The sequence below is a fragment of the Aminobacter sp. BA135 genome (assembly GCF_050859125.1).
Taxonomy (GTDB): domain Bacteria; phylum Pseudomonadota; class Alphaproteobacteria; order Rhizobiales; family Rhizobiaceae; genus Aminobacter; species Aminobacter ciceronei.
In genome coordinates, this window is record NZ_CP139572.1 from 3,355,448 (window position 1) to 3,376,327 (window position 20,880).

At 61.6% G+C, this 20,880-nt stretch carries 31 protein-coding genes; all 31 read right to left on the minus strand.

Annotated elements, in window-relative coordinates:
- Window positions 1-4: 4 nt before the first annotated feature.
- The 31 genes from SLT36_RS16265 to fusA all read right to left on the minus strand — a co-directional run bounded on the left by SLT36_RS16265 (window position 5) and on the right by fusA (window position 20,878).
- Window positions 5-1,315, minus strand: a complete 1,311-nt coding sequence (locus SLT36_RS16265; protein ID WP_432283546.1) for a replication-associated recombination protein A — start codon at window positions 1,313-1,315, stop codon at window positions 5-7.
- Window positions 1,316-1,375: 60 nt separating this feature from the next.
- Window positions 1,376-2,857 (minus strand): DegQ family serine endoprotease, encoded by a 1,482-nt coding sequence (locus SLT36_RS16270; RefSeq protein ID WP_432283547.1) that lies wholly within the window; start codon window positions 2,855-2,857, stop codon window positions 1,376-1,378.
- 195 nt (window positions 2,858-3,052) lie between these two features.
- Window positions 3,053-3,481, minus strand: a complete 429-nt coding sequence (gene rplQ, locus SLT36_RS16275; RefSeq protein ID WP_067961913.1) for a 50S ribosomal protein L17 — start codon at window positions 3,479-3,481, stop codon at window positions 3,053-3,055.
- A 109-nt stretch (window positions 3,482-3,590) separates the two neighbouring features.
- On the minus strand, window positions 3,591-4,601 hold the full coding sequence (locus tag SLT36_RS16280) for a DNA-directed RNA polymerase subunit alpha (protein WP_055976463.1): 1,011 nt from the start codon (window positions 4,599-4,601) through the stop codon (window positions 3,591-3,593).
- Window positions 4,602-4,695: 94 nt separating this feature from the next.
- Window positions 4,696-5,085, minus strand: coding sequence for a 30S ribosomal protein S11 (gene rpsK, locus SLT36_RS16285; protein ID WP_055976460.1), 390 nt, complete (start codon window positions 5,083-5,085; stop codon window positions 4,696-4,698).
- Between the two features lie 131 nt (window positions 5,086-5,216).
- Window positions 5,217-5,585, minus strand: a complete 369-nt coding sequence (gene rpsM / locus SLT36_RS16290; RefSeq protein ID WP_055976458.1) for a 30S ribosomal protein S13 — start codon at window positions 5,583-5,585, stop codon at window positions 5,217-5,219.
- A 187-nt stretch (window positions 5,586-5,772) separates the two neighbouring features.
- Window positions 5,773-6,363: an adenylate kinase gene (locus tag SLT36_RS16295; protein ID WP_432283548.1), complete on the minus strand. Its 591-nt coding sequence runs from the start codon at window positions 6,361-6,363 to the stop codon at window positions 5,773-5,775.
- Window positions 6,360-7,700 carry a preprotein translocase subunit SecY gene (gene secY / locus SLT36_RS16300; protein ID WP_432283549.1) on the minus strand — a complete coding sequence of 447 codons (1,341 nt, stop codon included), beginning with the start codon at window positions 7,698-7,700 and terminating at the stop codon, window positions 6,360-6,362. The genes SLT36_RS16295 and secY overlap by 4 nt, the downstream gene beginning before the upstream one ends.
- Window positions 7,701-7,833: 133 nt before the next feature.
- Window positions 7,834-8,307 carry a 50S ribosomal protein L15 gene (rplO, locus tag SLT36_RS16305; RefSeq protein WP_115732099.1) on the minus strand — a complete coding sequence of 158 codons (474 nt, stop codon included), beginning with the start codon at window positions 8,305-8,307 and terminating at the stop codon, window positions 7,834-7,836.
- A gap of 21 nt (window positions 8,308-8,328) precedes the next feature.
- Entirely contained in the window at window positions 8,329-8,526 is a 198-nt protein-coding gene (rpmD, locus tag SLT36_RS16310) for a 50S ribosomal protein L30 (protein WP_067961904.1), read from the minus strand.
- 28 nt (window positions 8,527-8,554) lie between these two features.
- The gene (gene rpsE / locus SLT36_RS16315) at window positions 8,555-9,124 is read right to left on the minus strand and encodes a 30S ribosomal protein S5 (RefSeq protein ID WP_067961902.1); all 570 of its coding nucleotides are present in this window, start codon (window positions 9,122-9,124) and stop codon (window positions 8,555-8,557) included.
- Window positions 9,125-9,252: 128 nt separating this feature from the next.
- A complete protein-coding gene (rplR, locus tag SLT36_RS16320) occupies window positions 9,253-9,612 on the minus strand; it encodes a 50S ribosomal protein L18 (protein ID WP_432283550.1) in 360 nt (119 codons plus the stop codon).
- Window positions 9,613-9,699: 87 nt separating this feature from the next.
- On the minus strand, window positions 9,700-10,233 hold the full coding sequence (gene rplF / locus SLT36_RS16325) for a 50S ribosomal protein L6 (protein ID WP_432283551.1): 534 nt from the start codon (window positions 10,231-10,233) through the stop codon (window positions 9,700-9,702).
- 35 nt (window positions 10,234-10,268) lie between these two features.
- On the minus strand, window positions 10,269-10,667 hold the full coding sequence (gene rpsH / locus SLT36_RS16330) for a 30S ribosomal protein S8 (protein ID WP_067961896.1): 399 nt from the start codon (window positions 10,665-10,667) through the stop codon (window positions 10,269-10,271).
- Window positions 10,668-10,679: 12 nt separating this feature from the next.
- Complete coding sequence (rpsN, locus tag SLT36_RS16335; protein WP_067961894.1) at window positions 10,680-10,985, minus strand: 30S ribosomal protein S14; 306 nt, start codon at window positions 10,983-10,985, stop codon at window positions 10,680-10,682.
- Between the two features lie 27 nt (window positions 10,986-11,012).
- Window positions 11,013-11,570, minus strand: coding sequence for a 50S ribosomal protein L5 (gene rplE, locus SLT36_RS16340; RefSeq protein ID WP_115732101.1), 558 nt, complete (start codon window positions 11,568-11,570; stop codon window positions 11,013-11,015).
- Complete coding sequence (gene rplX, locus SLT36_RS16345) at window positions 11,563-11,877, minus strand: 50S ribosomal protein L24 (RefSeq protein ID WP_115732102.1); 315 nt, start codon at window positions 11,875-11,877, stop codon at window positions 11,563-11,565. The genes rplE and rplX overlap by 8 nt, the downstream gene beginning before the upstream one ends.
- 12 nt (window positions 11,878-11,889) lie before the next feature.
- The gene (gene rplN, locus SLT36_RS16350) at window positions 11,890-12,258 is read right to left on the minus strand and encodes a 50S ribosomal protein L14 (protein WP_006205457.1); all 369 of its coding nucleotides are present in this window, start codon (window positions 12,256-12,258) and stop codon (window positions 11,890-11,892) included.
- Window positions 12,259-12,326: 68 nt separating this feature from the next.
- Entirely contained in the window at window positions 12,327-12,566 is a 240-nt protein-coding gene (gene rpsQ / locus SLT36_RS16355) for a 30S ribosomal protein S17 (protein WP_115732103.1), read from the minus strand.
- 11 nt (window positions 12,567-12,577) lie between these two features.
- Window positions 12,578-12,778, minus strand: coding sequence for a 50S ribosomal protein L29 (rpmC, locus tag SLT36_RS16360; protein WP_018427849.1), 201 nt, complete (start codon window positions 12,776-12,778; stop codon window positions 12,578-12,580).
- 13 nt (window positions 12,779-12,791) lie between these two features.
- Window positions 12,792-13,205 carry a 50S ribosomal protein L16 gene (gene rplP / locus SLT36_RS16365; protein ID WP_055976423.1) on the minus strand — a complete coding sequence of 138 codons (414 nt, stop codon included), beginning with the start codon at window positions 13,203-13,205 and terminating at the stop codon, window positions 12,792-12,794.
- 27 nt (window positions 13,206-13,232) lie between these two features.
- Window positions 13,233-13,952 carry a 30S ribosomal protein S3 gene (rpsC, locus tag SLT36_RS16370; protein ID WP_067961888.1) on the minus strand — a complete coding sequence of 240 codons (720 nt, stop codon included), beginning with the start codon at window positions 13,950-13,952 and terminating at the stop codon, window positions 13,233-13,235.
- On the minus strand, window positions 13,952-14,341 hold the full coding sequence (gene rplV, locus SLT36_RS16375; protein WP_055976417.1) for a 50S ribosomal protein L22: 390 nt from the start codon (window positions 14,339-14,341) through the stop codon (window positions 13,952-13,954). Before rplV ends, rpsC begins: the two co-directional genes overlap by 1 nt.
- Before the next feature lies 1 nt (window position 14,342).
- The gene (gene rpsS, locus SLT36_RS16380; RefSeq protein ID WP_055976414.1) at window positions 14,343-14,621 is read right to left on the minus strand and encodes a 30S ribosomal protein S19; all 279 of its coding nucleotides are present in this window, start codon (window positions 14,619-14,621) and stop codon (window positions 14,343-14,345) included.
- Window positions 14,622-14,636: 15 nt separating this feature from the next.
- On the minus strand, window positions 14,637-15,470 hold the full coding sequence (gene rplB / locus SLT36_RS16385) for a 50S ribosomal protein L2 (protein ID WP_055976411.1): 834 nt from the start codon (window positions 15,468-15,470) through the stop codon (window positions 14,637-14,639).
- Window positions 15,471-15,492: 22 nt separating this feature from the next.
- Window positions 15,493-15,786 carry a 50S ribosomal protein L23 gene (locus SLT36_RS16390; protein WP_067961884.1) on the minus strand — a complete coding sequence of 98 codons (294 nt, stop codon included), beginning with the start codon at window positions 15,784-15,786 and terminating at the stop codon, window positions 15,493-15,495.
- Entirely contained in the window at window positions 15,783-16,403 is a 621-nt protein-coding gene (gene rplD / locus SLT36_RS16395; RefSeq protein WP_055976408.1) for a 50S ribosomal protein L4, read from the minus strand. Before rplD ends, SLT36_RS16390 begins: the two co-directional genes overlap by 4 nt.
- Window positions 16,403-17,113, minus strand: coding sequence for a 50S ribosomal protein L3 (gene rplC / locus SLT36_RS16400; RefSeq protein ID WP_432283552.1), 711 nt, complete (start codon window positions 17,111-17,113; stop codon window positions 16,403-16,405). The genes rplD and rplC overlap by 1 nt, the downstream gene beginning before the upstream one ends.
- Before the next feature lie 58 nt (window positions 17,114-17,171).
- Window positions 17,172-17,480 (minus strand): 30S ribosomal protein S10, encoded by a 309-nt coding sequence (gene rpsJ / locus SLT36_RS16405; RefSeq protein ID WP_006205468.1) that lies wholly within the window; start codon window positions 17,478-17,480, stop codon window positions 17,172-17,174.
- A gap of 64 nt (window positions 17,481-17,544) precedes the next feature.
- Window positions 17,545-18,720, minus strand: a complete 1,176-nt coding sequence (tuf, locus tag SLT36_RS16410) for an elongation factor Tu (RefSeq protein ID WP_067961853.1) — start codon at window positions 18,718-18,720, stop codon at window positions 17,545-17,547.
- Window positions 18,721-18,787: 67 nt separating this feature from the next.
- A complete protein-coding gene (gene fusA, locus SLT36_RS16415) occupies window positions 18,788-20,878 on the minus strand; it encodes an elongation factor G (protein WP_432283553.1) in 2,091 nt (696 codons plus the stop codon).
- Window positions 20,879-20,880 lie beyond the last annotated feature (2 nt).

Sequence of the window (20,880 nt, forward strand, 5' to 3'; positions counted from 1 at the left end):
GCGACTAGTCGTCGGAGTGGCTGCGGTTGGCCTTGTTGCGTGCCCAGAACTCGAGGCGTTTTTTGATGTCGCGTTCGAAGCCGCGTTCGTTGGGCGCGTAGAATTCCGGACGGTTGGCGCCGGCAAGCTCATCCGGCATGAATTCCTGGCCCGAAAACGCGTCGGGATAATCGTGGTCGTATTTGTAGCCCTCGTGGTAGCCGAGTTCCTTCATCAGCTTGGTCGGGGCGTTGAGGATGTGCTTTGGTGGCGCCAGAGAACCGGTCTGCTGGGCCATGGCAATCGCCTGGTTGAAACCCGTATAGGACGCGTTCGACTTGGGTGCGGTCGCCACATAGGTGATCGCCTGGGCCATGAACAGACGCCCTTCCGGCCACCCTACCCGCTCGAACGCCGTCCAGGCAGCGATGACCTGCGGCATCGCCTGCGGGTCGGCCATGCCGACGTCTTCGGATGCGGCGCAAGCCAGGCGACGGAAAATCGTCGCCGGAGATTCGCCGCCGACAACCATGCGCGCTGCCCAGTAGAGCGACGCCTGTACGTCGCTGCCGCGCAGGCTTTTATGGAAGCAGCTGAGCATGTTGTAGTGCTCTTCCTGCCCCTTGTCGTAGACCGGAGCACGCTTCTGCACCGTCTCGGCAAGGCCGCCGACATCGAGCACCACGCCTGAAGGCAGCGCGAGCAGCTCCTCGCAGAGCCCGATCAGGTAGCGCCCATCGCCATCCGCCATGGTCAAAAGTGTATCACGCGCGTCAGCGTCCAGCGGCAGCTTCCTGCCGGCATGCGCCTCGGCCCGCTCGGCCAGGATGGCAAGGTCAGGCTTCTCGAAACGCTTGAGCGTGTAGACCTTGGCACGCGACAGCAGAGCCGCAACAAGGCTGAAGCTCGGGTTCTCCGTTGTCGCACCGATCAGCACGATGGTGCCGTCCTCGACATGCGGCAGCAGCGCGTCCTGGGTGGTTCTGTTGAAGCGGTGGAGCTCATCAACGAACACCACCGTCTGGCGCCCTGCCCCGCTGCGCAGCTGCCTGGCAGCGTCCACGACCTTCCTGAGGTCGGCGACACCAGAGAGAACCGCCGAGAGCTGAACAAAATCGAGGCCGATTTCCTTGGCGACCAGCCGGGCAATCGTCGTCTTGCCGACGCCTGGCGGGCCCCAGAGGATGAAGGACGATGCCTTTTTCGACTTGACCATGCGGCCGATCGGACCGTCAGGACCGAGGATATGGTCCTGACCGATGACCTCGCTGAGGCTTTGCGGACGCAATGTCTCGGCAAGCGGCCGCGGCACGACCTCGTCGAAAAGAGAGCTCATGCGGTGGCCCTCCCCACGATCCAGTTATGTGCCACGTCCACTTCGAGCATGGTCAAACGCTCAGTAGCGCAGCATTTGCCGCATGATGCGGCCGTCGCGCTCGACGGTGAAGCGCCACCAGCGTGTATCCTCTTCGGAAAGCAGCTTGAGCTTCTCTGCGGTGTCGATCGTTTCACCGTTGAGCTCGCGCACGATGTCGCCGGCCTGGAAGCCGAAACCGGCGGCAGCCGAGCCGCCGTCAACGCCGACAATCACGACGCCTTTGGTGTCGGTCGCAACGCGCAGGCGCTGAGCCAGGCGCGGCGACAGCACGGCGACCTTGGCGCCGGCAAACGGGCTGCGGCCGCCCAGCAACACCTCGTTCGTGCTGGCGCCTTCTGGCGCGCGCTCGAGCGCCACTTCAACGGCCTTTTCCTCGCCCTTGGTCAGCACCGACAGCGTCGCCTTGCCGCCGATCGGCTGGGTCGCCAGGCGATAGTCGAGCGCTTCCATATGCTCGATGGCGGCTCCGTTGAACGACAGAACGACATCGCCGGGCTTGAGGCCGGCGCGTGCCGCCGGACCGTTTTCGTCGACGGACGAAATCAGCGCGCCGGCAGGATGGTCCATGCCGAGCGATTCTGCGATCTGTGGCGTCACCGGCTCGAACGAGGCACCAATGAACGGCCGTTCGAAGAACTCCGCGCCACCCTTGGCCGCCTCGGTGAAGGCGCGCACCATATTGGAGGGAATGGCAAAGCCGATGCCGATCGAGCCGCCGCTGCGGCTGAAGATCGCCGTGTTGATGCCGATCAACTGGCCGCCCATATTGATGAGCGCGCCACCGGAATTGCCCGGATTGATGGCGGCGTCGGTCTGGATGAAGAAGCCGGAATCGGAGACGCCGATATGGGTGCGGGCCAGTGCCGAGACGATGCCGCTGGTCGTGGTCTGGCCAACGCCGAAGGGATTGCCGATGGCAAGAACGAGATCGCCAACCTGTAGCGCGTCGGAATCGCCGATGGCGATCGTCGGAAACGGCTTGTCGGAATCGATCTTCAGCACGGCAAGGTCGAGCGAGTCGTCCTTGAGCAGAACTTTTGAGGTGAATTCACGGCCATCCGACAGTGCGACCTTCACCTGGTCGGCGTCCTGGACGACGTGATTGTTGGTGACGACGATGCCGCTCGCATCGACCAGTACGCCGGAACCGAGCGAGGAGCGATTGCGCGGCGCGCCACGGCCGAAGAATTGTTCGAAGAATGGATCGCCCTCAAAGGGCGAGCGTGCCTTCACCTGCTTGGAAGCATAGACGTTGACCACCGCGGCAGACGTATCCTTGACCAGCGGCGCGAAGGAAAGCTGCATCTCCTCGCGGCCGAAGGGCACGCGACGGTCGGGGCCGGGCGTGGCCGTGCCATCCTTGCCGCCGTTCAAAAGGTCCGTCAGCACATCCGACAGGCCGGGATCCTCGGCGGGCTTGGTGGCCTCCTGGGCCGATACACCACCTGCAACGGCCATCCAGGCACACAGCGCAAGCAGCAAATAACGTTTCGCACGCATTGCGAATCCTCCAACGTCTGGTCGGCGCCATTGTCGCGACGATTGTGCAAATTGAAAGGCTGTATGCGCGCGAAAGCGCTTATTTCCGCATAGTTGGCGCGGGATACGGAACAACCGCTGCAGCCTTTCTGGCGGTCGCCCAAAACAAAAGGGGCCACGAGGGCCCCTTCGGTTCAAAACAACGATGCGGGCTGCTTATGCAGCTTCAGCTTCGTTGGCAGCTTCGGCTTCGAGGCGAACGCGGTCGCCGGCGCCCTTGGCGGAGGTGTCGCGATCGACGAACTCGATGACTGCCATGGCGGCGTTGTCACCGCGGCGGAAGCCAGCCTTCATGATGCGCAGATAGCCGCCATTGCGGGTGGCGTAACGCGGCGCGACGACGTCGAACAGACGCTTCACGACGTTCTCGTTGCCGATCTGGGCGATCACCTGGCGGCGGGCATGCAGGTCGCCGCGCTTGCCGAGCGTCACCAGCTTCTCGACGATCGGACGCAGGTCCTTCGCCTTTTCGAGCGTGGTCACGATCTGCTCGTGCTCGATCAGCGAGACCGAGAGGTTGGCGAACATGGACTTGCGGTGGCTTACGCTGCGGGCGAAGCGACGGCCTTTGAAACCGTGGCGCATGGCTCTTTTCCTTCTTCAATTGTTCAAGAGGCCACGGCCTCTGATGGTTTTCCGCAAGGCCGTCGGACCGGAATATCCGGTCCTGGGAACCTTGCTCGACTAAGTCGTCTTAGTACTGGTCTTCGTATCGCTTGGCGAGGTCTTCGATGTTTTCCGGCGGCCAGTCCTGCACTTCCATACCGAGGTGCAGGCCCATCGCGGCCAGAACTTCTTTGATCTCGTTGAGCGACTTGCGGCCGAAATTCGGAGTACGCAGCATTTCTGCTTCCGTCTTCTGGATCAGGTCGCCGATGTAAACGATGTTGTCGTTCTTCAGGCAGTTGGCCGAACGGACCGAAAGCTCCAGTTCGTCGACCTTCTTGAGCAGCGCCGGGTTGAAGGCAAGCTCGGTAACGGCCTCGGCTGCAACTTCCTTCTGCGGCTCGTCGAAGTTGACGAACAGAGCGAGCTGGTCCTGCAGGATGCGAGCAGCGAAAGCCACCGCGTCCTCACCGGTGATCGAACCGTCGGTCTCGATGGTCATGGTCAGCTTGTCATAGTCCAGAACCTGGCCCTCGCGGGTGTTCTCGACCTTGTACGAAACCTTCTTGACCGGCGAGTAGAGGCTGTCGACCGGGATGAGGCCGATCGGAGCATCTTCTGCGCGGTTGCGTTCAGCCGGGACGTAGCCCTTGCCGGTGTCGACGGTGAACTCCATACGAATCTCCGCGCCCTCGTCGAGCGTGCAGATGACGTGGTCGGGGTTCAGGATCTCGACGTCGCCGACCGTCTGGATGTCGCCGGCGAGAACGGCACCGGGGCCCTGCTTGCGAACGACCATGCGCTTCGGGCCGTCGCCTTCCATGCGGATGGCGATTTCCTTGATGTTGAGCACGATATCGGTAACGTCCTCGCGAACGCCGCCGATGGACGAGAACTCATGCAGCACGCCGTCGATCTGGACGGCTGTGACGGCAGCGCCGCGAAGCGACGACAACAGCACGCGACGGAGCGCGTTGCCCAGCGTCAGGCCGAAGCCACGCTCAAGCGGCTCGGCGACGAGCGTGGTCAGCGTCTTCTTCTTGGACGAGAACTCGATCTTGTTTGGCTTGATCAGTTCCTGCCAGTTTTTCTGGATCATATTCGCTTCCTTCCGTTGCCCCGCCACCATCCAATCGTGGCGGGCGACCTGGAAACCGTAACGAGCGCCCAAGGCGCTCGCACGGGGTGAAATATTAGACGCGACGCTTCTTGCGCGGGCGGCAGCCGTTGTGCGGGATCGGCGTCACGTCGCGGATCGACGTGATGGTGAAACCCGCAGCCTGGAGCGCACGCAGCGCCGATTCACGACCCGAACCCGGACCGCAGACTTCGACCTCAAGCATACGCATGCCATGTTCCTGGGCCTTCTTGGCGCAGTCTTCGGCAGCCATCTGGGCAGCGAACGGGGTCGACTTGCGCGAACCCTTGAAACCCTGTGCACCGGCCGACGACCAGGCAATCGTGTTGCCCTGCGCATCGGAGATGGTGATCATGGTGTTGTTGAAGGTCGAATTCACGTGGGCGACGCCCGACGAGATGTTCTTGCGTTCGCGACGACGAACGCGAGCGGCTTCCTTAGCCATGGTAGTCCTTTCAGTTGATCTCTTCACCGCCGTAATACCAGCGGCTACACCAGCCTGCTTTTTAAGGTGTCAGGCCGAACACCCGCCCATAAAAGGCGAAACCGGCGGGCCGAAACCCACCGGGAACGAAATTACTTCTTCTTGCCGGCAATTGCCTTGGCCGGGCCCTTGCGGGTGCGCGCATTGGTATGCGTGCGCTGGCCGCGGACCGGAAGTGAACGGCGGTGACGCAGGCCGCGGTAGCAGCCGAGGTCCATCAGGCGCTTGATGTTGATCGAAACTTCGCGGCGCAGATCGCCTTCGACCTGGTAGTCGCGGTCGATGGTCTCGCGGATCGACAGGACTTCAGCATCGGTCAGCTGGTTGACGCGGCGCTCAGCCGGGATGCCGACCTTCTCGACGATCTCCTGGGCGAACTTCTTGCCAATGCCGTGAATGTACTGAAGCGCAATCACAACGCGCTTGTTGGTCGGGATGTTAACGCCGGCTATACGAGCCATTTTCTCACTCCATTTGGGCCGGACTGTGCCGGCGCTTCAAGTTGCCCCGCGTCCGGTGGAGGCCGGCCCATGCGGGTTTTCCGTATCAATATGACTATGCACCCTAACGGGCAAACAACATCATGCCTGAATGGAAGACGGGCCGCCATACGCCAGTACGGCCCGTCAGTCAAGCGCTCCGCTGCTTTTAGTGCGTGACAGCAGCGATGACAGCTTCAATCTGCGCAGTCACGTCGTCCATTTCGGCCATGCCGTCGACCTGCTTGAGCAGGTCGTTGGCGTAATAGTAGCCGATCAACGGCGCCGTCTTCTTGTAGTACTCGCGCAAGCGTTCTTCGAACACCTCGGCATTGTCGTCCTTGCGAACCGGTTGGCCAGCAGCCTGTGCTTCTTCGGCGCGCTTCAGGATACGGCCAACAAGTGCCTTGTCGTCGACGACGAGCTCGATCACCACGTCGAGATGCAGGCCGCGTTCGGCCAGCATGTCTGCGACTGCATCTGCCTGCGCCAGCGTGCGCGGATAACCGTCGAGGATAAAGCCCTTGGCGCAGTCGTCCTGGTCAATGCGCTCGGCCACGATCGCATTGACGATCTCGTCGGAAACCAGCTCGCCCGCGTCCATGACGGCTTTGGCGCGCTTGCCAACTTCCGTTTCGGCCTTCACTGCCGCCCGCAACATGTCACCGGTAGAAAGCTGCGGGATACCGTGCTTTTCGACCAGCCTCTGCGCCTGAGTGCCCTTCCCCGCCCCGGGCGGTCCCAGCAAAATAAGCTTCATCTTCCCCTCTTACCTCCACGGAGCTTCGACTTCTTGATCAGCCCCTCGTACTGGTGGGCGATCAGGTGACCCTGAATCTGCGCCACGGTATCAAGGGTTACATTGACCACGATCAGAAGCGAAGTACCACCAAGGTAGAACGGAACGCCGGTTGCCGAAATCAGGAACTCGGGCATCAAGCAGATGACGACCAGGTAGGCAGCGCCGATGACGGTGACGCGGGTCAGCACGTAGTCGATATATTCCGCCGTGCGCTCGCCGGGGCGATAGCCGGGAATGAAGCCCGAATGCTTCTTCAGCTGGTCGGCCGTATCCTTCGGATTGAAGACGATCGCCGTGTAGAAGAAGGCAAAGAACACGATCATCGCGGCGTAGAGCAGCATGTAGAGCGGCTGACCATGGCCGAGAGCGGCCATGACGGTGCTCACCCAGCCGGGCAGCGTGGCGGTGTTCGAGAAGCCCGCGACGGTCGCCGGCAACAGCAGCAGCGACGAGGCGAAGATCGGAGGAATGACGCCTGCGGTGTTCAGCTTCAGCGGCAGGTGCGACGTATCGCCCTGGAACATCCGATTGCCGACCTGGCGCTTCGGATACTGGATCAAAAGGCGACGCTGGGCACGTTCGAAGAAGACGATCAAGGCAATGACGACGATCGCCAGAACGATGATCGCGAGAATCAGGCCGGTCGACAGCGCACCGGTGCGACCGAGTTCCAGCGTGCCGCTGATGGCGCTCGGGAGGCCTGCAACGATACCGGCGAAGATGATCAGTGAAATGCCGTTGCCGATGCCGCGCGCGGTGATCTGCTCACCGAGCCACATCAGGAACATCGTGCCGCCGACAAGCGTGATGACCGTCGAGGCACGGAAGAACATGCCCGGATCGGTGACGATGCCGTTGCCGCCCTCAAGGCCGGCGGAAATGCCGTAGGCCTGGACGACTGCCAGCAGCACGGTGCCGTAGCGGGTGTACTGGTTGATGATCTTGCGGCCCTGCTCGCCTTCCTTCTTCAGCGCTTCAAGCGACGGCACGACCGACGTCATGAGCTGCATGATGATGGAGGCGGAGATGTAGGGCATGATGCCCAGGGCGAAGATCGCCATGCGCTGCACGGCACCGCCGGCGAACATATTGAAGATGCCGAGGACGCCGCGGCTCTGCTGGGTAAAAGCCTGCGCGAAGGCGTCGGGATTGATTCCCGGAAGCGGGATGTAGGTACCGAGGCGGTAGACAAGCAGCGCGCCAAGCGTGAACCAGATACGCTTCTTGAGGTCTTCGGCCTTGGCGAAGGCTGCGAAATTCAGATTGGATGCTAGTTGTTCAGCAGCCGATGCCATTCAGGGTACTCCGCTTGGTCACGCCGAAATGCCGCGATGGGCGCGGCGCGTGTCACCGAAGCCACGAGATAGGCTCCGGGAGGCAAACATGCAAGCGGCGGTATCTCTACCGCCGCTTACTTTGCAAAGCCTTTTACTCGGCGGCTGCCACTTCAGGCAGCTTCACCGATCCTCCAGCCTTTTCGATCTTCTCGATCGCCGGCTTGGAAGCGCCGGCGACATCGAAGGCCACCTTGGCCTTGAGTTCGCCGTCGCCGAGGATACGGACGCCGTCCTTGACGCGGCGAATCACGCCGGCCTTGACGAGGGCTTCCGCCGTCACGGTCTCTTTCGCGTCGAGCTTCTTGGCATCGATCGCGACCTGGATGCGGGCCAGCGAAACGGTGTTGTAGCTCTTCGCGAAAATGTTGGTGAAGCCGCGCTTCGGCAGGCGACGATAGAGCGGCATCTGGCCGCCCTCGAAGCCATTGATCGCGACGCCCGAACGAGCCTTCTGGCCCTTCACGCCGCGGCCGCCGGTCTTGCCGGAGCCGGAACCGATGCCACGGCCAAGACGCTTCTTGGAGTGGGTCGCGCCGGCGTTGTCACGCAGATCGTTGAGTTTCATCTTCTATCTCCTGCGCTCGGCTTACGCCTCGTCCACAACGCGGACGAGGTGCTGGACAGCTGCGATCATGCCACGCACCGAAGGAGTATCTTCCAGCGTGCGCTTGCGATGCATCTTGTTGAGGCCGAGGCCGACCAGCGTTGCACGCTGCTCCTTCGGACGACGGATCGGGCTACCGATCTGCTCGACGGTGATGGTCTTGGTTGCTTTCTTGGCCATGGTCATTGTCCCTGGTCAGCTCGAGCGACTATTCTTCAGCCGCAACGGCGGTGCCGCGGCGGGCCTGAAGCGTCGAGTACTTGATGCCGCGCTGTGCAGCCACATCCTTCGGATGCATCTGGCTCTTCAGCGCATCGAAGGTCGCACGAACCATGTTGTACGGGTTCGAAGAACCCATCGACTTGGCGACGACGTCGTGCATGCCGAGCGTCTCGAAGACAGCGCGCATGGGACCGCCGGCGATGATGCCGGTACCCTGCTTGGCAGAGCGCAGCAGAACGCGACCAGCGCCCCAACGGCCTTCAACATCGTGGTGCAGCGTGCGGCCCGAGCGGAGCGGCACGAAAATCATGTCGCGCTTGGCCGATTCAGTTGCCTTGCGGATCGCTTCCGGCACTTCGCGCGCCTTGCCGTGACCAAAGCCAACGCGGCCCTTCTGGTCGCCGACAACGACGAGTGCTGCAAAACCAAAACGCCGGCCGCCCTTGACGACCTTGGCAACGCGGTTGATGTGGACGAGCTTATCGACGAACTCGCTGTCGCGCTCTTCGCGGTCACGGCTACGGTCGCGACCACCTTCCCTACGTTCTTGTGCCATATTCCTATCCTTATTTTTTTCCGGAAGCACGGGGGTTAAAAACCAAATCCGGCGTCTATAGCGTCGCCGGATTTATTGCAACTGGCCAGTGATGCGGCGCAGCGCCGCGCGCTACGCCGTAAACTGCATCAGAAGTTGAGACCACCTTCACGCGCAGCTTCGGCAAGTGCCTTGATGCGGCCGTGATAGATGTAGGCGCCTCGATCGAAAACGACGTCCTTGACGCCAGCCTTCGAAGCACGCTCGGCGATCAGCTTGCCAACCGCGGTCGCGGCAGCAGTGTCGGCGCCGGTCTTCAGCGAGCCCTTGAGATCCTTCTCGAGGGTCGAAGCGGCAGCGAGCGTACGGCCGTTGGCGTCGTCGATGACCTGGACGTAGATGTTCTTCGACGTGCGGTGAACCGACAGGCGCGGACGGCCGTTGGCGACCTTCTTGATCTGGCGGCGGATACGCGCCGAACGGCGCAGGGTGGATTCTTTCGAAGCCATAGTAGCAGTTCCTTGCCTTCTGAAACGGGCGCGGCCATCTGCGGTAAGCCCAATTGCTTCCCGCGACCGCGCACCGCGGCGTTGTTGTTACTTCTTCTTGCCTTCTTTGCGGACGATCTTCTCGCCTGCATAGCGCACGCCCTTGCCCTTGTAAGGCTCGGGACCGCGGTATTCGCGGATCTCGGCAGCGACCTGGCCGACCTGCTGCTTGTTGATGCCGTTGACCACGATTTCGGTCGGCTTCGGCACCGTGATGGTGATGCCTTCCGGCGTCTGATAGACGACGTCATGCGAGAAGCCAAGTGCCAGCTGCAGGTTCTTGCCCTGGAGCGCTGCACGGTAACCGACGCCGGTGATCTCGAGCTTCTTTTCGAAGCCGTCCTTAACACCCGTCAGGATGTTGACGATCTGCGTCCGCGACATGCCCCACTTGGAGCGCGCGTCCTTCGACTGGTCGCGCGGCTGAACAGCGATTTCGCCGTTTTCCATCGTGACCAGAACTTCGGTGTTGACCACGAACTTCAGCTCGCCCTTGGGGCCCTTGGCCGTGACGGTCTGGCCGTCGACGGAAGCGGTAACACCCTGCGGAAGCTGAACGGGTTTCTTGCCAATACGAGACATAGTCCTCGTGCCTTTCTTGTTTCAGCCTAGGCAGATCAGAAGATCTGGCAGAGGATTTCCCCGCCGACGTTCTGTTCGCGCGCTTCGTGGTCGGCCATCACGCCCTTCGGGGTCGAAAGGATCGAGATGCCGAGGCCATTGGCAACAGGCGGAATCGACTTGGACGAGACGTAGACGCGGCGGCCCGGCTTGGAGACGCGGGCAATTTCGCGGATAACCGGCTGGCCGTCGAAGTACTTCAGCTCGATTTCGATCTCGGACTTGCCGTTTTCGAAGTCGGTCTGGCTGTAGTCGCGGATGTAGCCTTCCGCCTTCAGCACGTCGAGAACACGGGCGCGCAGCCTGGACGCCGGCGTCGACACGGTCGACTTCTTGCGGCCATAGGCGTTGCGGATGCGGGTCAGCATATCGCCGAGAGGATCACTCAAAGACATGTCAAATGCTCCTTACCAGCTCGACTTGACCAGACCGGGGATCGCCCCGATCGAGCCCAGGTCGCGAAGCGCGATACGCGACATCTTAAGCTTGCGATAGTAGGCGCGCGGGCGGCCGGTCACTTCGCAGCGATTACGAATACGGATCTTTGCCGAGTTGCGCGGCAGCGCGGCGAGCTTGAGCTGCGCGCGGAAGCGTTCCTCGATCGGCTTGGCCTGATCCATGACGACGTCCTTGAGGGCCTTACGCTTGGCAGCGTACTGGTCCACAAGCTTGCGGCGCCGATTGTTCTTCTCGACTGAGCTGGTCTTTGCCATTTCAGATTTTTCCTTTTCTCGCTGCCGTTACTGCCGGAAGGGGAAGTTGAAGGCCTTGAGCAGAGCCCGGGCTTCTTCGTCCGTCTTGGCGGTCGTGCAAACGATGATGTCCATACCCCACATCTGATCAACCTTGTCGTAGTTGATCTCGGGGAACACGATATGCTCCTTGAGGCCCATAGCGTAATTTCCGCGGCCGTCAAAGCTTTTCGGGTTCAGACCGCGAAAGTCGCGAACGCGCGGCAGTGCGATGTTCACGAGACGGTCCAGAAACTCGTACATGCGCTCCTGGCGGAGCGTCACCTTGGCGCCGATCGGCATCTGCTCACGCACCTTGAAGCCGGCGATCGACTTGCGGGCGCGGGTGATGACCGGCTTCTGGCCGGCAATCATCGCCAGGTCTTCAGCGGCAACGGCGGGCTTCTTGGAGTCCGCAGTGGCTTCGCCAACACCCATGTTGAGCACGATCTTGTCGATGCGTGGGATCTGCATGACGTTGTCGTACTTGAACTGTTCCTGCATCGCCTGGCGGATGGTCTCGTTGTAGACCTTCTTCAGACGCGGCTCGTTGGTTGCCTTAGCCATTGATGACTTCTCCCGAGCGCTTGGCGACACGCACCTTCGTGCCGTCCTTCTGGACCTGGAAACCGACGCGGGTCGGCTTGCCATCCTTGGGGTCGGCGAGCGCGAGGTTCGACAGGTGGATCGGCGCTTCCTTGGTAATGATCCCGCCCTCTTGGGTCTGGGACTGCTTCTGGTGGCGGCGGATCATGTTCACGCCGCGGACAAGTGCCTTGTCTTCCTTCGGCTGGACAGACAGCACCTCGCCGGTGCGGCCCTTGTCCTTGCCGGCCAGAACGACAACCTTGTCGCCTTTACGGATCTTCTGCATTGTTCCGGCTCCTTACAGCACTTCGGGCGCGAGCGAGATGATCTTCATATGGTTCTTGGCGCGGAGTTCGCGCGGAACCGGCCCGAAGATACGCGTGCCGATAGGTTCTTTCTTGTTATCGACAAGAACGGCCGCGTTCTTGTCGAAACGGATCACGCTGCCGTCCGGACGACGGATGTCCTTGGCCGTGCGAACCACGACCGCCTTCATCACGTCACCCTTCTTTACGCGGCCGCGCGGAATGGCTTCCTTGATCGACACCACGATGATGTCGCCTACAGAAGCATACTTCCGCTTCGAGCCGCCCAGCACCTTGATGCACATGACACGACGGGCGCCGGAATTATCCGCGACGTCGAGGTTTGTTTGCATCTGAATCATGACTGGCCGCCTTCTTCTTCTCTAACGGGATGGGCTACCGCCCTCCCCGGCTTGTCCAAAATTCGTTGTTACGCCTGGTCCGGGGTAATGACGACCCAGCGCTTATCCTTGGAAATCGGCTTCGATTCCTGGATAGCAACCTGATCGCCTACCTTGTGGGCGTTGTTTTCGTCGTGCGCCTTGTAGTTCTTCGACATACGCACGGTCTTCTTCATCACCGGGTGCGTGAAGCGACGCTCGACCTTGACGACGACCGTCTTCTCGTTCTTGTCGCTGACGACCGTACCCTGCAGGATGCGCTTTGGCATGGTTTTCGTCCTTAAGCCTTCTTGCCGGCCGATTTTTCGGCGGCGATGGTCTTGATACGCGCGATGTCCTTACGAACCTGTTTCACGCGCGCCGTCTTTTCCAGCTGACCGGTCGCCTTCTGGAAGCGCAGGTTGAACTGCTCCTTCTTGAGGCTGGCGAGCTCGTCGGTGAGCTGGTCCTGGGTCTTCGTCCTGATGTCCGAGGCTTTCATGATCAGCCCTTCCTTATTCTGCGATGCGCTGAACGAAGCGCGTCCTGACCGAGAGCTTGGCGGCGCCGAGACGCAGCGCTTCACGCGCCACTTCCTCGGAGACACCATCGATCTCGAACATCACGCGACCTGGCTTGATGCGGCATGCCCAGTAGTCGACGGCGCCCTTGCCCTTACCCATGCGGACTTCGGTCGGCTTCGACGTGACGGGAACGTCCGGGAAAATACGGATCCAGACGCGGCCCTGACGTTTCATTTCGCGGGTGATCGCGCGGCGGGCCGCCTCGATCTCACGCGCGGTGACGCGGTTCGGCTCAAGCGCCTTCAGTCCGAAGCCGCCGAAATCCAGGTTGGTGCCACCCTTCGCGGTACCGTGGATGCGGCCCTTGAACTGCTTACGGAACTTTGTGCGCTTTGGCTGCAGCATCGTTCTAACTCCAAATTCCTATGCGTGTCAGGCGTTTTCGCGACGGCGGCGCTCAGGGCGCTCGCCAGCATGCGAATGCTCGCCTTCGGTTGCGCGACGCTCGGAAGCCATCGGATCGTGCTCAAGGATCTCGCCCTTGAACACCCAGACCTTGACGCCGCAGATGCCATAGGCGGTCTTTGCCTCGGCAGTGCCGTAGTCGACGTCAGCGCGCAGGGTGTGCAGCGGAACGCGACCTTCGCGGTACCACTCCATACGAGCGATTTCAGCGCCGCCGAGACGGCCCGAGCAGTTGATGCGGATGCCCTCTGCGCCGAGACGCATGGCCGACTGCACCGCGCGCTTCATGGCGCGACGGAAGGCAATGCGGCGCTCGAGCTGCTGTGCGATCGACTGTGCGACCAGCGTAGCGTCGGTCTCCGGCTTACGAACCTCGACGATGTTGAGGTGCGTCTCGGACTTCGTCATCTCCATCAGCTTCTTGCGAAGCTTTTCGATGTCGGCGCCCTTCTTGCCAATGATCAGGCCCGGACGTGCTGCGTGAATGGTCACACGGCACTTCTTGTGCGGACGTTCGATCACGACCTTGGAGATCGCGGCCTGCTTCAACTCGGCTTCAAGATACTTGCGGATCTTGATGTCTTCGTGGAGCAGCTGGCCGTACTCACCGGTGTTTGCGTACCAACGCGAGTCCCAGGTGCGGTTGATGCCGAGGCGGAGACCAATTGGATTGATTTTCTGGCCCATTATGCGGCCTCCCCTTTCTCTTCGACTTCACGAACGACGATCGTGAGGTGCGAAAACGGCTTCTCAATGCGGCTGGCGCGACCACGGCCACGAGCGTGGAAACGCTTCATGACGATCGACTTACCGACAAAGGCTTCCGCCACCACCAGTGCATCGACATCGAGGTCGTGATTGTTTTCCGCGTTGGCGATAGCCGATTCGAGGGTCTTCTTAACCGTTCCGGCGATGCGCTTGCGCGAAAATTCCAGATCCGAAAGCGCGGTCGCTACCTTCTTGCCGCGGATAAGCGCGGCAACGAGGTTGAGCTTCTGCGGGCTGACCCGGATCGTGCGGAGGACCGCACGTGCCTCGTTGTCAGCAAGCCTGCGCGGAGCTTTGGCCTTGCCCATGTTACTTCCTCTTTGCCTTCTTGTCCGCGCCGTGACCGTAGTAGGTCCTGGTGGGAGCGAACTCACCGAACTTGTGGCCGACCATGTCCTCGTTCACCGAGACCGGGACGTGCTTCTGGCCGTTGTAGACACCGAAGGTGAGGCCGACGAACTGCGGCAGGACGGTGGAGCGACGGCTCCACATCTTGATCACCTCATTGCGACCGCCTTCACGAACCTTCTCTGCCTTCTTGAGCAGATAGCCGTCAATGAACGGGCCTTTCCAGACTGAACGAGTCACTGGCGTTACCTCTTCTTAGCTCTTGCGCTGATGGCGCGAGCGCAGGATGAACTTGTCGGTCGCCTTGTTGGACCGCGTCTTCTTGCCCTTGGTGGGCTTGCCCCACGGGGTCACCGGATGGCGTCCGCCCGAGGTGCGGCCTTCACCACCGCCGTGCGGATGGTCGACCGGGTTCATGGTCACGCCGCGGTTGTGCGGGCGCTTGCCACGCCAGACCGTACGACCGGCCTTGCCGTCGTTGATATTGCCGTGGTCCGGGTTGGACACGGCGCCGACGGTGGCGATGCAGAGACCGCTGACGACGCGCTGTTCACCCGAGTTGAGGCGAAGGATCGCCATGCCCTGGTCGCGGCCGACGAGCTGGGCGTAAGCACCAGCCGAACGAGCGACCTGGCCGCCCTTGCCGGGCTTCAGCTCGATGTTGTGGACGATCGTGCCGACCGGCATCGAAGCGAGCGGCATTGCGTTGCCCGGCTTCACGTCGACCTGCTCACCAGCGATGATCTTGTCGCCGGCCTGCAGACGCTGCGGAGCAATGATGTAGCTCAGCTCACCATCGTCGTACTTGATCAGTGCGATGAAGGCGGTGCGGTTCGGATCGTACTCGAGACGCTCGACCGTGCCGACGACGTCGAACTTGCGACGCTTGAAGTCGATGATACGGTACGAACGCTTGTGACCGCCGCCGATGAAGCGAGCCGTGATGCGGCCGTAGTTGTTACGACCGCCCGACTTGGTCAGGCCTTCGGTCAGACCCTTGACGGGCTTGCCCTTGTGCAGACCCGAGCGGTCGACGATGACCAGCTGGCGCGTGCTCGGCGTTACTGGCTTGAATTTCTTAAGTGCCATTGTCCTGTCCTCTCAGCCCAGCTCAGAGACCCGTCGCGACGTCGATCGACTGGCCATCGGCCAGCGTCACTACCGCCTTCTTGACGTCGCTCTGGCGGCCGATCGTGCCGCGGAAGCGCTTCACCTTGCCCTTGCGGACCAGGGTGTTCACAGCAGTCACCTTCACGCCGAACAGCGCTTCGACGGCAGCCTTGATCTCAGGCTTGCTCGCCTTCTTGGCGACATTGAAGACGACCTGGTTGTTTTCCGAAGCCATGGTCGACTTTTCAGTGATCGCCGGCGAGACGATCACGTCATAGTGGCGGAGATCCGTCATTTGAAGCGCTCCTCGAGAGCCTCGACGGCGGCCTTCGAAAGGACCAGCGTGCCGCGGCGCAGAATGTCGTAAACGTTGATGCCCTGGATCGGCAGGACATCGATGTTCGGGATGTTGGTCGCTGCGCGCTTGAAGTTGAGGTCAAGCTCAGCACCACCGATCACCAGGGCATTGGTCAGGCCCAGCGTCGCGAAGTTCGCGATCAGCGCCTTAGTCTTGCCCTCGGCGAGCGTCAGCTCATCGACGATGATCAGGTTCGATGCCTTGGCCTTGGCCGACAGGGCGTGCTTCAGGCCGAGAGCGCGGACCTTCTTGGGAAGGTCATGCTCGTGGCTGCGAACGACCGGGCCGTGGGCCTTGCCGCCGCCGCGGAACTGCGGAGCGCGTGCCGAATGGTGACGAGCGCGGCCCGTACCCTTCTGCTTGTACATCTTGGCGCCGGTGCGCGCGATTTCCGCGCGGCCCTTGGCCTTGTGCGTGCCCTGCTGCTTCTTGGCGAGCTGCCAGCGCACGACGCGCTGGAGAACGTCTTCGCGCGGGTCGAGGCCGAAGATCTCTTCCGAGAGCTCAACCTTGCCGGCATCTTTGCCTGCGAGGGTTGTAATCTTGAGGTCCATTATTCCGCTCCCTCGTTGGCCGGAGCCTTGTTGCTGGCAGCGCGGATCGCAGCCGGCTTCGGCGCGTTCTCAGGAAGCGCAACCTTTGCGGCGTCGCGAACCAGGATCCATGCACCCTTAGAACCCGGAACCGCGCCGCGGATCAGGATGAGACCGCGATCGGTGTCGGTCGAGACGATCTCCACGTTCTGGGTGGTGACGCGAACGTCGCCCATGTGGCCGGCCATCTTCTTGCCCTTGAACACCTTGCCCGGGTCCTGGCGCTGACCGGTCGAACCGTGAACGCGGTGCGACAGCGAGTTGCCGTGGGTGGCACGGCCGCCGCCGAAGTGGTGGCGCTTGATAACGCCCTGGAAGCCCTTACCGATCGTCGTGCCCGTCACGTCGACCTTCTGGCCAACGACGAAATGCTCGACGGTGATCTCGGCGCCAACGTCCAGCATGTTGTCTGCGGAGACGCGGAACTCGGCAACCTTCGACTTCGGCTCGACGGAAGCGGCAGCGAAGTGACCGCGCAACGCCTTCGTCGTATTCTTGACCTTGGCCAGGCCAACGCCGAGCTGAACGGCAGTGTAGCCATTCTTCTCTTTGGTCAGCTGTGCCACGACCTGGCAGTTCTCCATGCGGAGAACGGTGACGGGAACGTGTTCGCCAGCGTCATTATAGACGCGGGTCATTCCCACCTTCTGTGCAATTACACCTGAACGCATCGGTTCGTTTTCCTTCAGAGGAGCCGTTTGGATCTGTTCGCGCGGCTCATGTTAGCTCTTAGAGCTTGATTTCGACGTCCACACCTGCCGCGAGGTCGAGCTTCATCAGAGCATCGACGGTCTGCGGGGTCGGGTCGACGATGTCCAGCAGACGCTTGTGCGTGCGCATTTCGAACTGCTCGCGGCTCTTCTTGTCGACGTGCGGCGAGCGGTTCACCGTGAACTTCTCGATCCGCGTCGGCAGCGGGATCGGGCCGCGAACATTGGCGCCGGTGCGCTTCGCGGTCGACACGATCTCACGCGTCGAAGCGTCGAGAACCCGGTGGTCAAACGCCTTGAGGCGGATGCGGATATTCTGTCCGTTCATGGTCACTTCCTTGTTCTGGCGCGGCGCGGGCGTATTCCCGCCCGCGACAGATCGTTAATTCGGATTATTCTTTGATCGAAGCGACGATGCCGGCGCCGACGGTGCGGCCACCTTCACGGATAGCGAAGCGGAGCTTCTCTTCCATGGCGATCGGCACGATCAGCTCGACGTCGACGGTGATGTTGTCGCCGGGCATGACCATCTCGGTGCCTTCCGGCAGCGACACGATACCGGTCACGTCCGTCGTGCGGAAGTAGAACTGCGGACGGTAGTTGGTGAAGAACGGCGTGTGACGGCCACCCTCTTCCTTGGTCAGGATGTAGGCTTCAGCCACGAACTTCTTGTGCGGCTTCACCGAACCCGGCTTGCACAGCACCTGGCCGCGCTCGACGTCTTCACGGCCAACGCCACGGATCAGCGCGCCGATGTTGTCGCCAGCCTGGCCCTGATCGAGCAGCTTGCGGAACATTTCAACGCCGGTAACCGTCGTCTTCGAGGTTGCCTTGATGCCGACGATCTCGACTTCTTCGCCAACCTTGACGATGCCGCGCTCGACGCGACCGGTGACCACAGTGCCGCGGCCCGAGATCGAGAACACGTCTTCGATCGGCATCAGGAACGGACGGTCGATCGGACGCTCCGGCGTCGGGATGTAGGCGTCGACGGCTTCCATCAGCGCGCGGATCGCGTCTTCACCGATCTTCTTGTCCGAATCGTTGAGCGCAGCAACAGCCGAACCCTTGATCATCGGAATGTCGTCGCCCGGATATTCGTACTTCGACAGCAGCTCGCGAACCTCGAGCTCGACCAGTTCGAGCAGCTCGGCGTCGTCGACCAGGTCGACCTTGTTCAGGAACACCACCAGGGCGGGAACGCCGACCTGACGGGCGAGCAGGATGTGCTCGCGGGTCTGCGGCATCGGGCCGTCAGCAGCCGACACGACCAGGATCGCGCCGTCCATCTGGGCAGCACCGGTGATCATGTTCTTGACGTAGTCGGCGTGGCCGGGGCAGTCGACGTGGGCGTAGTGACGGGCGGGCGTCTCATACTCGACGTGCGCCGTCGAGATCGTGATGCCGCGGGCCTTCTCTTCCGGCGCTGCGTCGATCTGGTCGTAGGCCTTGAACTCGCCGAAATACTTCGTGATCGCAGCAGTCAGCGACGTCTTGCCGTGGTCAACGTGACCAATCGTGCCGATGTTCACATGAGGCTTATTACGCTCGAATTTACCTTTTGCCATGTGAGGTCTCCATTCTTGCTAGCCCAGTAAGGGCGTTGAATTAATAAAACGCTGCAATTCTTTGGAATTACGCGTATTTCTTTTGAACTTCCTGAGCGACCGCGGTCGGGACCGGCTCGTAGTGGTCGAACTGCATCGTGTACTGGGCGCGGCCCTGCGACATCGAACGCAAGCTGTCCACGTACTTGAACATGTTGGCCAGCGGCACCATCGCATTGACGACGACGGCGATACCACGGCTTTCCTGGCCCTGGATCTGGCCACGACGGCTGTTCAAGTCGCCGATGACGTTGCCGACATAGTCTTCCGGCGTGACGACTTCGACCTTCATGATCGGCTCAAGCAGCTGGACGCCCAGCTTCGGAGCTGCTTCGCGAAGGCAGGCGCGGCCGGCGATTTCGAAGGCGAGAACCGACGAGTCGACATCGTGGTAGGCACCGTCGATGAGCGTCGCCTTGACGCCGATCATCGGGAAGCCAGCGAACGGACCAGACGACAGGACGCTGCGGAGGCCCTTGTCGACGCCCGGGATGTATTCCTTCGGAACAGCACCGCCGACGATCTTCGATTCGAAGACGAAATCTTCGCCCTCGGGGTTCGGCTCGAACACCAGCTTGACGCGAGCGAACTGACCGGTACCACCCGACTGCTTCTTGTGGGTGTAGTCCTGCTCGTGGGTGCGGGTGATCGTCTCACGATACGCAACCTGCGGAGCGCCGACGTTCGCCTCGACCTTGAACTCGCGACGCATGCGGTCGACGATGATGTCGAGGTGCAGCTCACCCATGCCGGCGATGATGGTCTGGCCCGACTCCTCGTCCGACTTGACGCGGAACGACGGATCTTCAGCAGCCAGGCGGTTGAGCGCGAGGCCCATCTTTTCCTGGTCGCCCTTGGTCTTCGGTTCGATCGCGATCTGGATGACCGGCTCGGGGAATTCCATGCGCTCGAGGATGACCTGGTGCAGCGGATCGCAGAGCGTGTCGCCGGTGGTCGTTTCCTTGAGGCCGGCCAGAGCGACGATGTCGCCGGCATATGCTTCTTCGATGTCCGAACGCGAGTTCGAATGCATCTGCAGCATACGGCCGAGACGCTCCTTCTTGCCCTTGACGGTGTTTTCGAGCGAAGCGCCCTTGACCACCTTGCCCGAGTAGATGCGGCAGAAGGTCAGCGAACCGACGAACGGATCGTTCATGATCTTGAAGGCCAGCATCGACAGCGGCTCGCTGTCGTCGGCGTGACGCTCGATCTCGGCTTCGGTCTTGGCATCGATGCCCTTGATGGCCGGGACGTCGAGCGGGGACGGCAGGAAGTCTACGACGCCGTCGAGCAGCGGCTGCACGCCCTTGTTCTTGAAGGCCGAACCGCAGAACATCGGGAAGAACTTGACGGCGATGGTGCCCTTGCGGATCAGCGCGCGCAGTTCGTCGTTGGTCGGCATCTTGCCTTCGAGGTAGTTCTCGAGAGCCGTCTCGTCCATTTCGACGGCGGTCTCGATCATCTTCTCGCGGAACTCTTCAGCCTTGGCCTTGAGGTCTTCCGGGATCTCGACGACGTCCCAGGCAGCGCCCAGGCTCTCGTCGCGCCAGACGAGCGCATTCATCTCGATCAGGTCGACGACGCCCTTGAACTCCGACTCGGCGCCGATCGGCAGCTGAACGGCAACGGCGGTCGCACCGAGGCGCGACTTGATCATCTCGTACGAGCGATAGAAGTCGGCGCCGATCTTGTCCATCTTGTTGCAGAAGATCATGCGCGGGACGTGGTACTTGTCCGCCTGGCGCCACACGGTCTCGGTCTGCGGCTCGACACCGGCGTTGGCATCGAGCAGCGCAATGGCGCCGTCGAGAACGCGCAGCGAACGCTCGACTTCGATGGTGAAGTCGACGTGGCCGGGGGTGTCGATGATGTTGAAGCGGCGCTGCTTGCCGTCACGGCCCTTCCAGAAGGTCGTGGTGGCAGCGGACGTGATGGTGATGCCGCGCTCCTGCTCCTGCTCCATCCAGTCCATGGTGGCAGCGCCGTCATGGACTTCGCCGATCTTGTGCGACTTGCCCGTGTAATAAAGGATGCGCTCGGTGGTCGTGGTCTTGCCGGCGTCGATATGCGCCATGATACCGAAATTGCGGTAGTCTTCGATCTTGTATTCGCGGGCCATGG

Excerpts from the sequence above, each read along its gene's own strand:
- rplB (WP_055976411.1), bottom strand. The coding sequence starts at position 15,470 with ATGGCACTTAAGAAATTCAAGCCAGTAACGCCGAGCACGCGCCAGCTG.
- rplP (WP_055976423.1), bottom strand. The coding sequence starts at position 13,205 with ATGCTGCAGCCAAAGCGCACAAAGTTCCGTAAGCAGTTCAAGGGCCGC.
- rplX (WP_115732102.1), bottom strand. The coding sequence starts at position 11,877 with ATGCAGAAGATCCGTAAAGGCGACAAGGTTGTCGTTCTGGCCGGCAAG.
- rplE (WP_115732101.1), bottom strand. The coding sequence starts at position 11,570 with ATGGCTAAGGCAACCAACGAGCCGCGTCTGAAGAAGGTCTACAACGAG.
- SLT36_RS16295 (WP_432283548.1), bottom strand. The coding sequence starts at position 6,363 with ATGAAGCTTATTTTGCTGGGACCGCCCGGGGCGGGGAAGGGCACTCAG.
- rpsK (WP_055976460.1), bottom strand. The coding sequence starts at position 5,085 with ATGGCTAAGGAAGCCGCTCGCGTTCGTCGTCGCGAACGCAAGAACATC.
- SLT36_RS16390 (WP_067961884.1), bottom strand. The coding sequence starts at position 15,786 with ATGACGGATCTCCGCCACTATGACGTGATCGTCTCGCCGGCGATCACT.
- rplV (WP_055976417.1), bottom strand. The coding sequence starts at position 14,341 with ATGGGCAAGGCCAAAGCTCCGCGCAGGCTTGCTGACAACGAGGCACGT.
- rplO (WP_115732099.1), bottom strand. The coding sequence starts at position 8,307 with ATGAAACTCAACGATCTGCGTGACAACGCCGGCGCGACCCACTCCAAG.
- rplR (WP_432283550.1), bottom strand. The coding sequence starts at position 9,612 with ATGGCTTCGAAAGAATCCACCCTGCGCCGTTCGGCGCGTATCCGCCGC.
- rpsJ (WP_006205468.1), bottom strand. The coding sequence starts at position 17,480 with ATGAACGGACAGAATATCCGCATCCGCCTCAAGGCGTTTGACCACCGG.
- rplC (WP_432283552.1), bottom strand. The coding sequence starts at position 17,113 with ATGCGTTCAGGTGTAATTGCACAGAAGGTGGGAATGACCCGCGTCTAT.
- rplN (WP_006205457.1), bottom strand. The coding sequence starts at position 12,258 with ATGATTCAGATGCAAACAAACCTCGACGTCGCGGATAATTCCGGCGCC.
- rpsM (WP_055976458.1), bottom strand. The coding sequence starts at position 5,585 with ATGGCTCGTATAGCCGGCGTTAACATCCCGACCAACAAGCGCGTTGTG.
- fusA (WP_432283553.1), bottom strand. The coding sequence starts at position 20,878 with ATGGCCCGCGAATACAAGATCGAAGACTACCGCAATTTCGGTATCATG.
- rpmD (WP_067961904.1), bottom strand. The coding sequence starts at position 8,526 with ATGGCCAAGAAAGCAACCAAGACCATCACCGTCGAGCAGATCGGTAGC.
- SLT36_RS16280 (WP_055976463.1), bottom strand. The coding sequence starts at position 4,601 with ATGATCCAGAAAAACTGGCAGGAACTGATCAAGCCAAACAAGATCGAG.
- rpmC (WP_018427849.1), bottom strand. The coding sequence starts at position 12,778 with ATGAAAGCCTCGGACATCAGGACGAAGACCCAGGACCAGCTCACCGAC.
- rplD (WP_055976408.1), bottom strand. The coding sequence starts at position 16,403 with ATGGACCTCAAGATTACAACCCTCGCAGGCAAAGATGCCGGCAAGGTT.
- tuf (WP_067961853.1), bottom strand. The coding sequence starts at position 18,720 with ATGGCAAAAGGTAAATTCGAGCGTAATAAGCCTCATGTGAACATCGGC.
- rpsQ (WP_115732103.1), bottom strand. The coding sequence starts at position 12,566 with ATGCCAAAGCGCATCCTGCAGGGTACGGTCGTCAGCGACAAGAACGAG.
- secY (WP_432283549.1), bottom strand. The coding sequence starts at position 7,700 with ATGGCATCGGCTGCTGAACAACTAGCATCCAATCTGAATTTCGCAGCC.
- SLT36_RS16270 (WP_432283547.1), bottom strand. The coding sequence starts at position 2,857 with ATGCGTGCGAAACGTTATTTGCTGCTTGCGCTGTGTGCCTGGATGGCC.
- rpsN (WP_067961894.1), bottom strand. The coding sequence starts at position 10,985 with ATGGCAAAGACCAGCTCAGTCGAGAAGAACAATCGGCGCCGCAAGCTT.
- rpsC (WP_067961888.1), bottom strand. The coding sequence starts at position 13,952 with ATGGGCCAGAAAATCAATCCAATTGGTCTCCGCCTCGGCATCAACCGC.
- rpsE (WP_067961902.1), bottom strand. The coding sequence starts at position 9,124 with ATGGCACAAGAACGTAGGGAAGGTGGTCGCGACCGTAGCCGTGACCGC.
- SLT36_RS16265 (WP_432283546.1), bottom strand. The coding sequence starts at position 1,315 with ATGAGCTCTCTTTTCGACGAGGTCGTGCCGCGGCCGCTTGCCGAGACA.
- rplF (WP_432283551.1), bottom strand. The coding sequence starts at position 10,233 with ATGTCTCGTATTGGCAAGAAACCCGTTCAGCTTCCGCAGGGTGTTACC.
- rpsH (WP_067961896.1), bottom strand. The coding sequence starts at position 10,667 with ATGTCTTTGAGTGATCCTCTCGGCGATATGCTGACCCGCATCCGCAAC.
- rplQ (WP_067961913.1), bottom strand. The coding sequence starts at position 3,481 with ATGCGCCACGGTTTCAAAGGCCGTCGCTTCGCCCGCAGCGTAAGCCAC.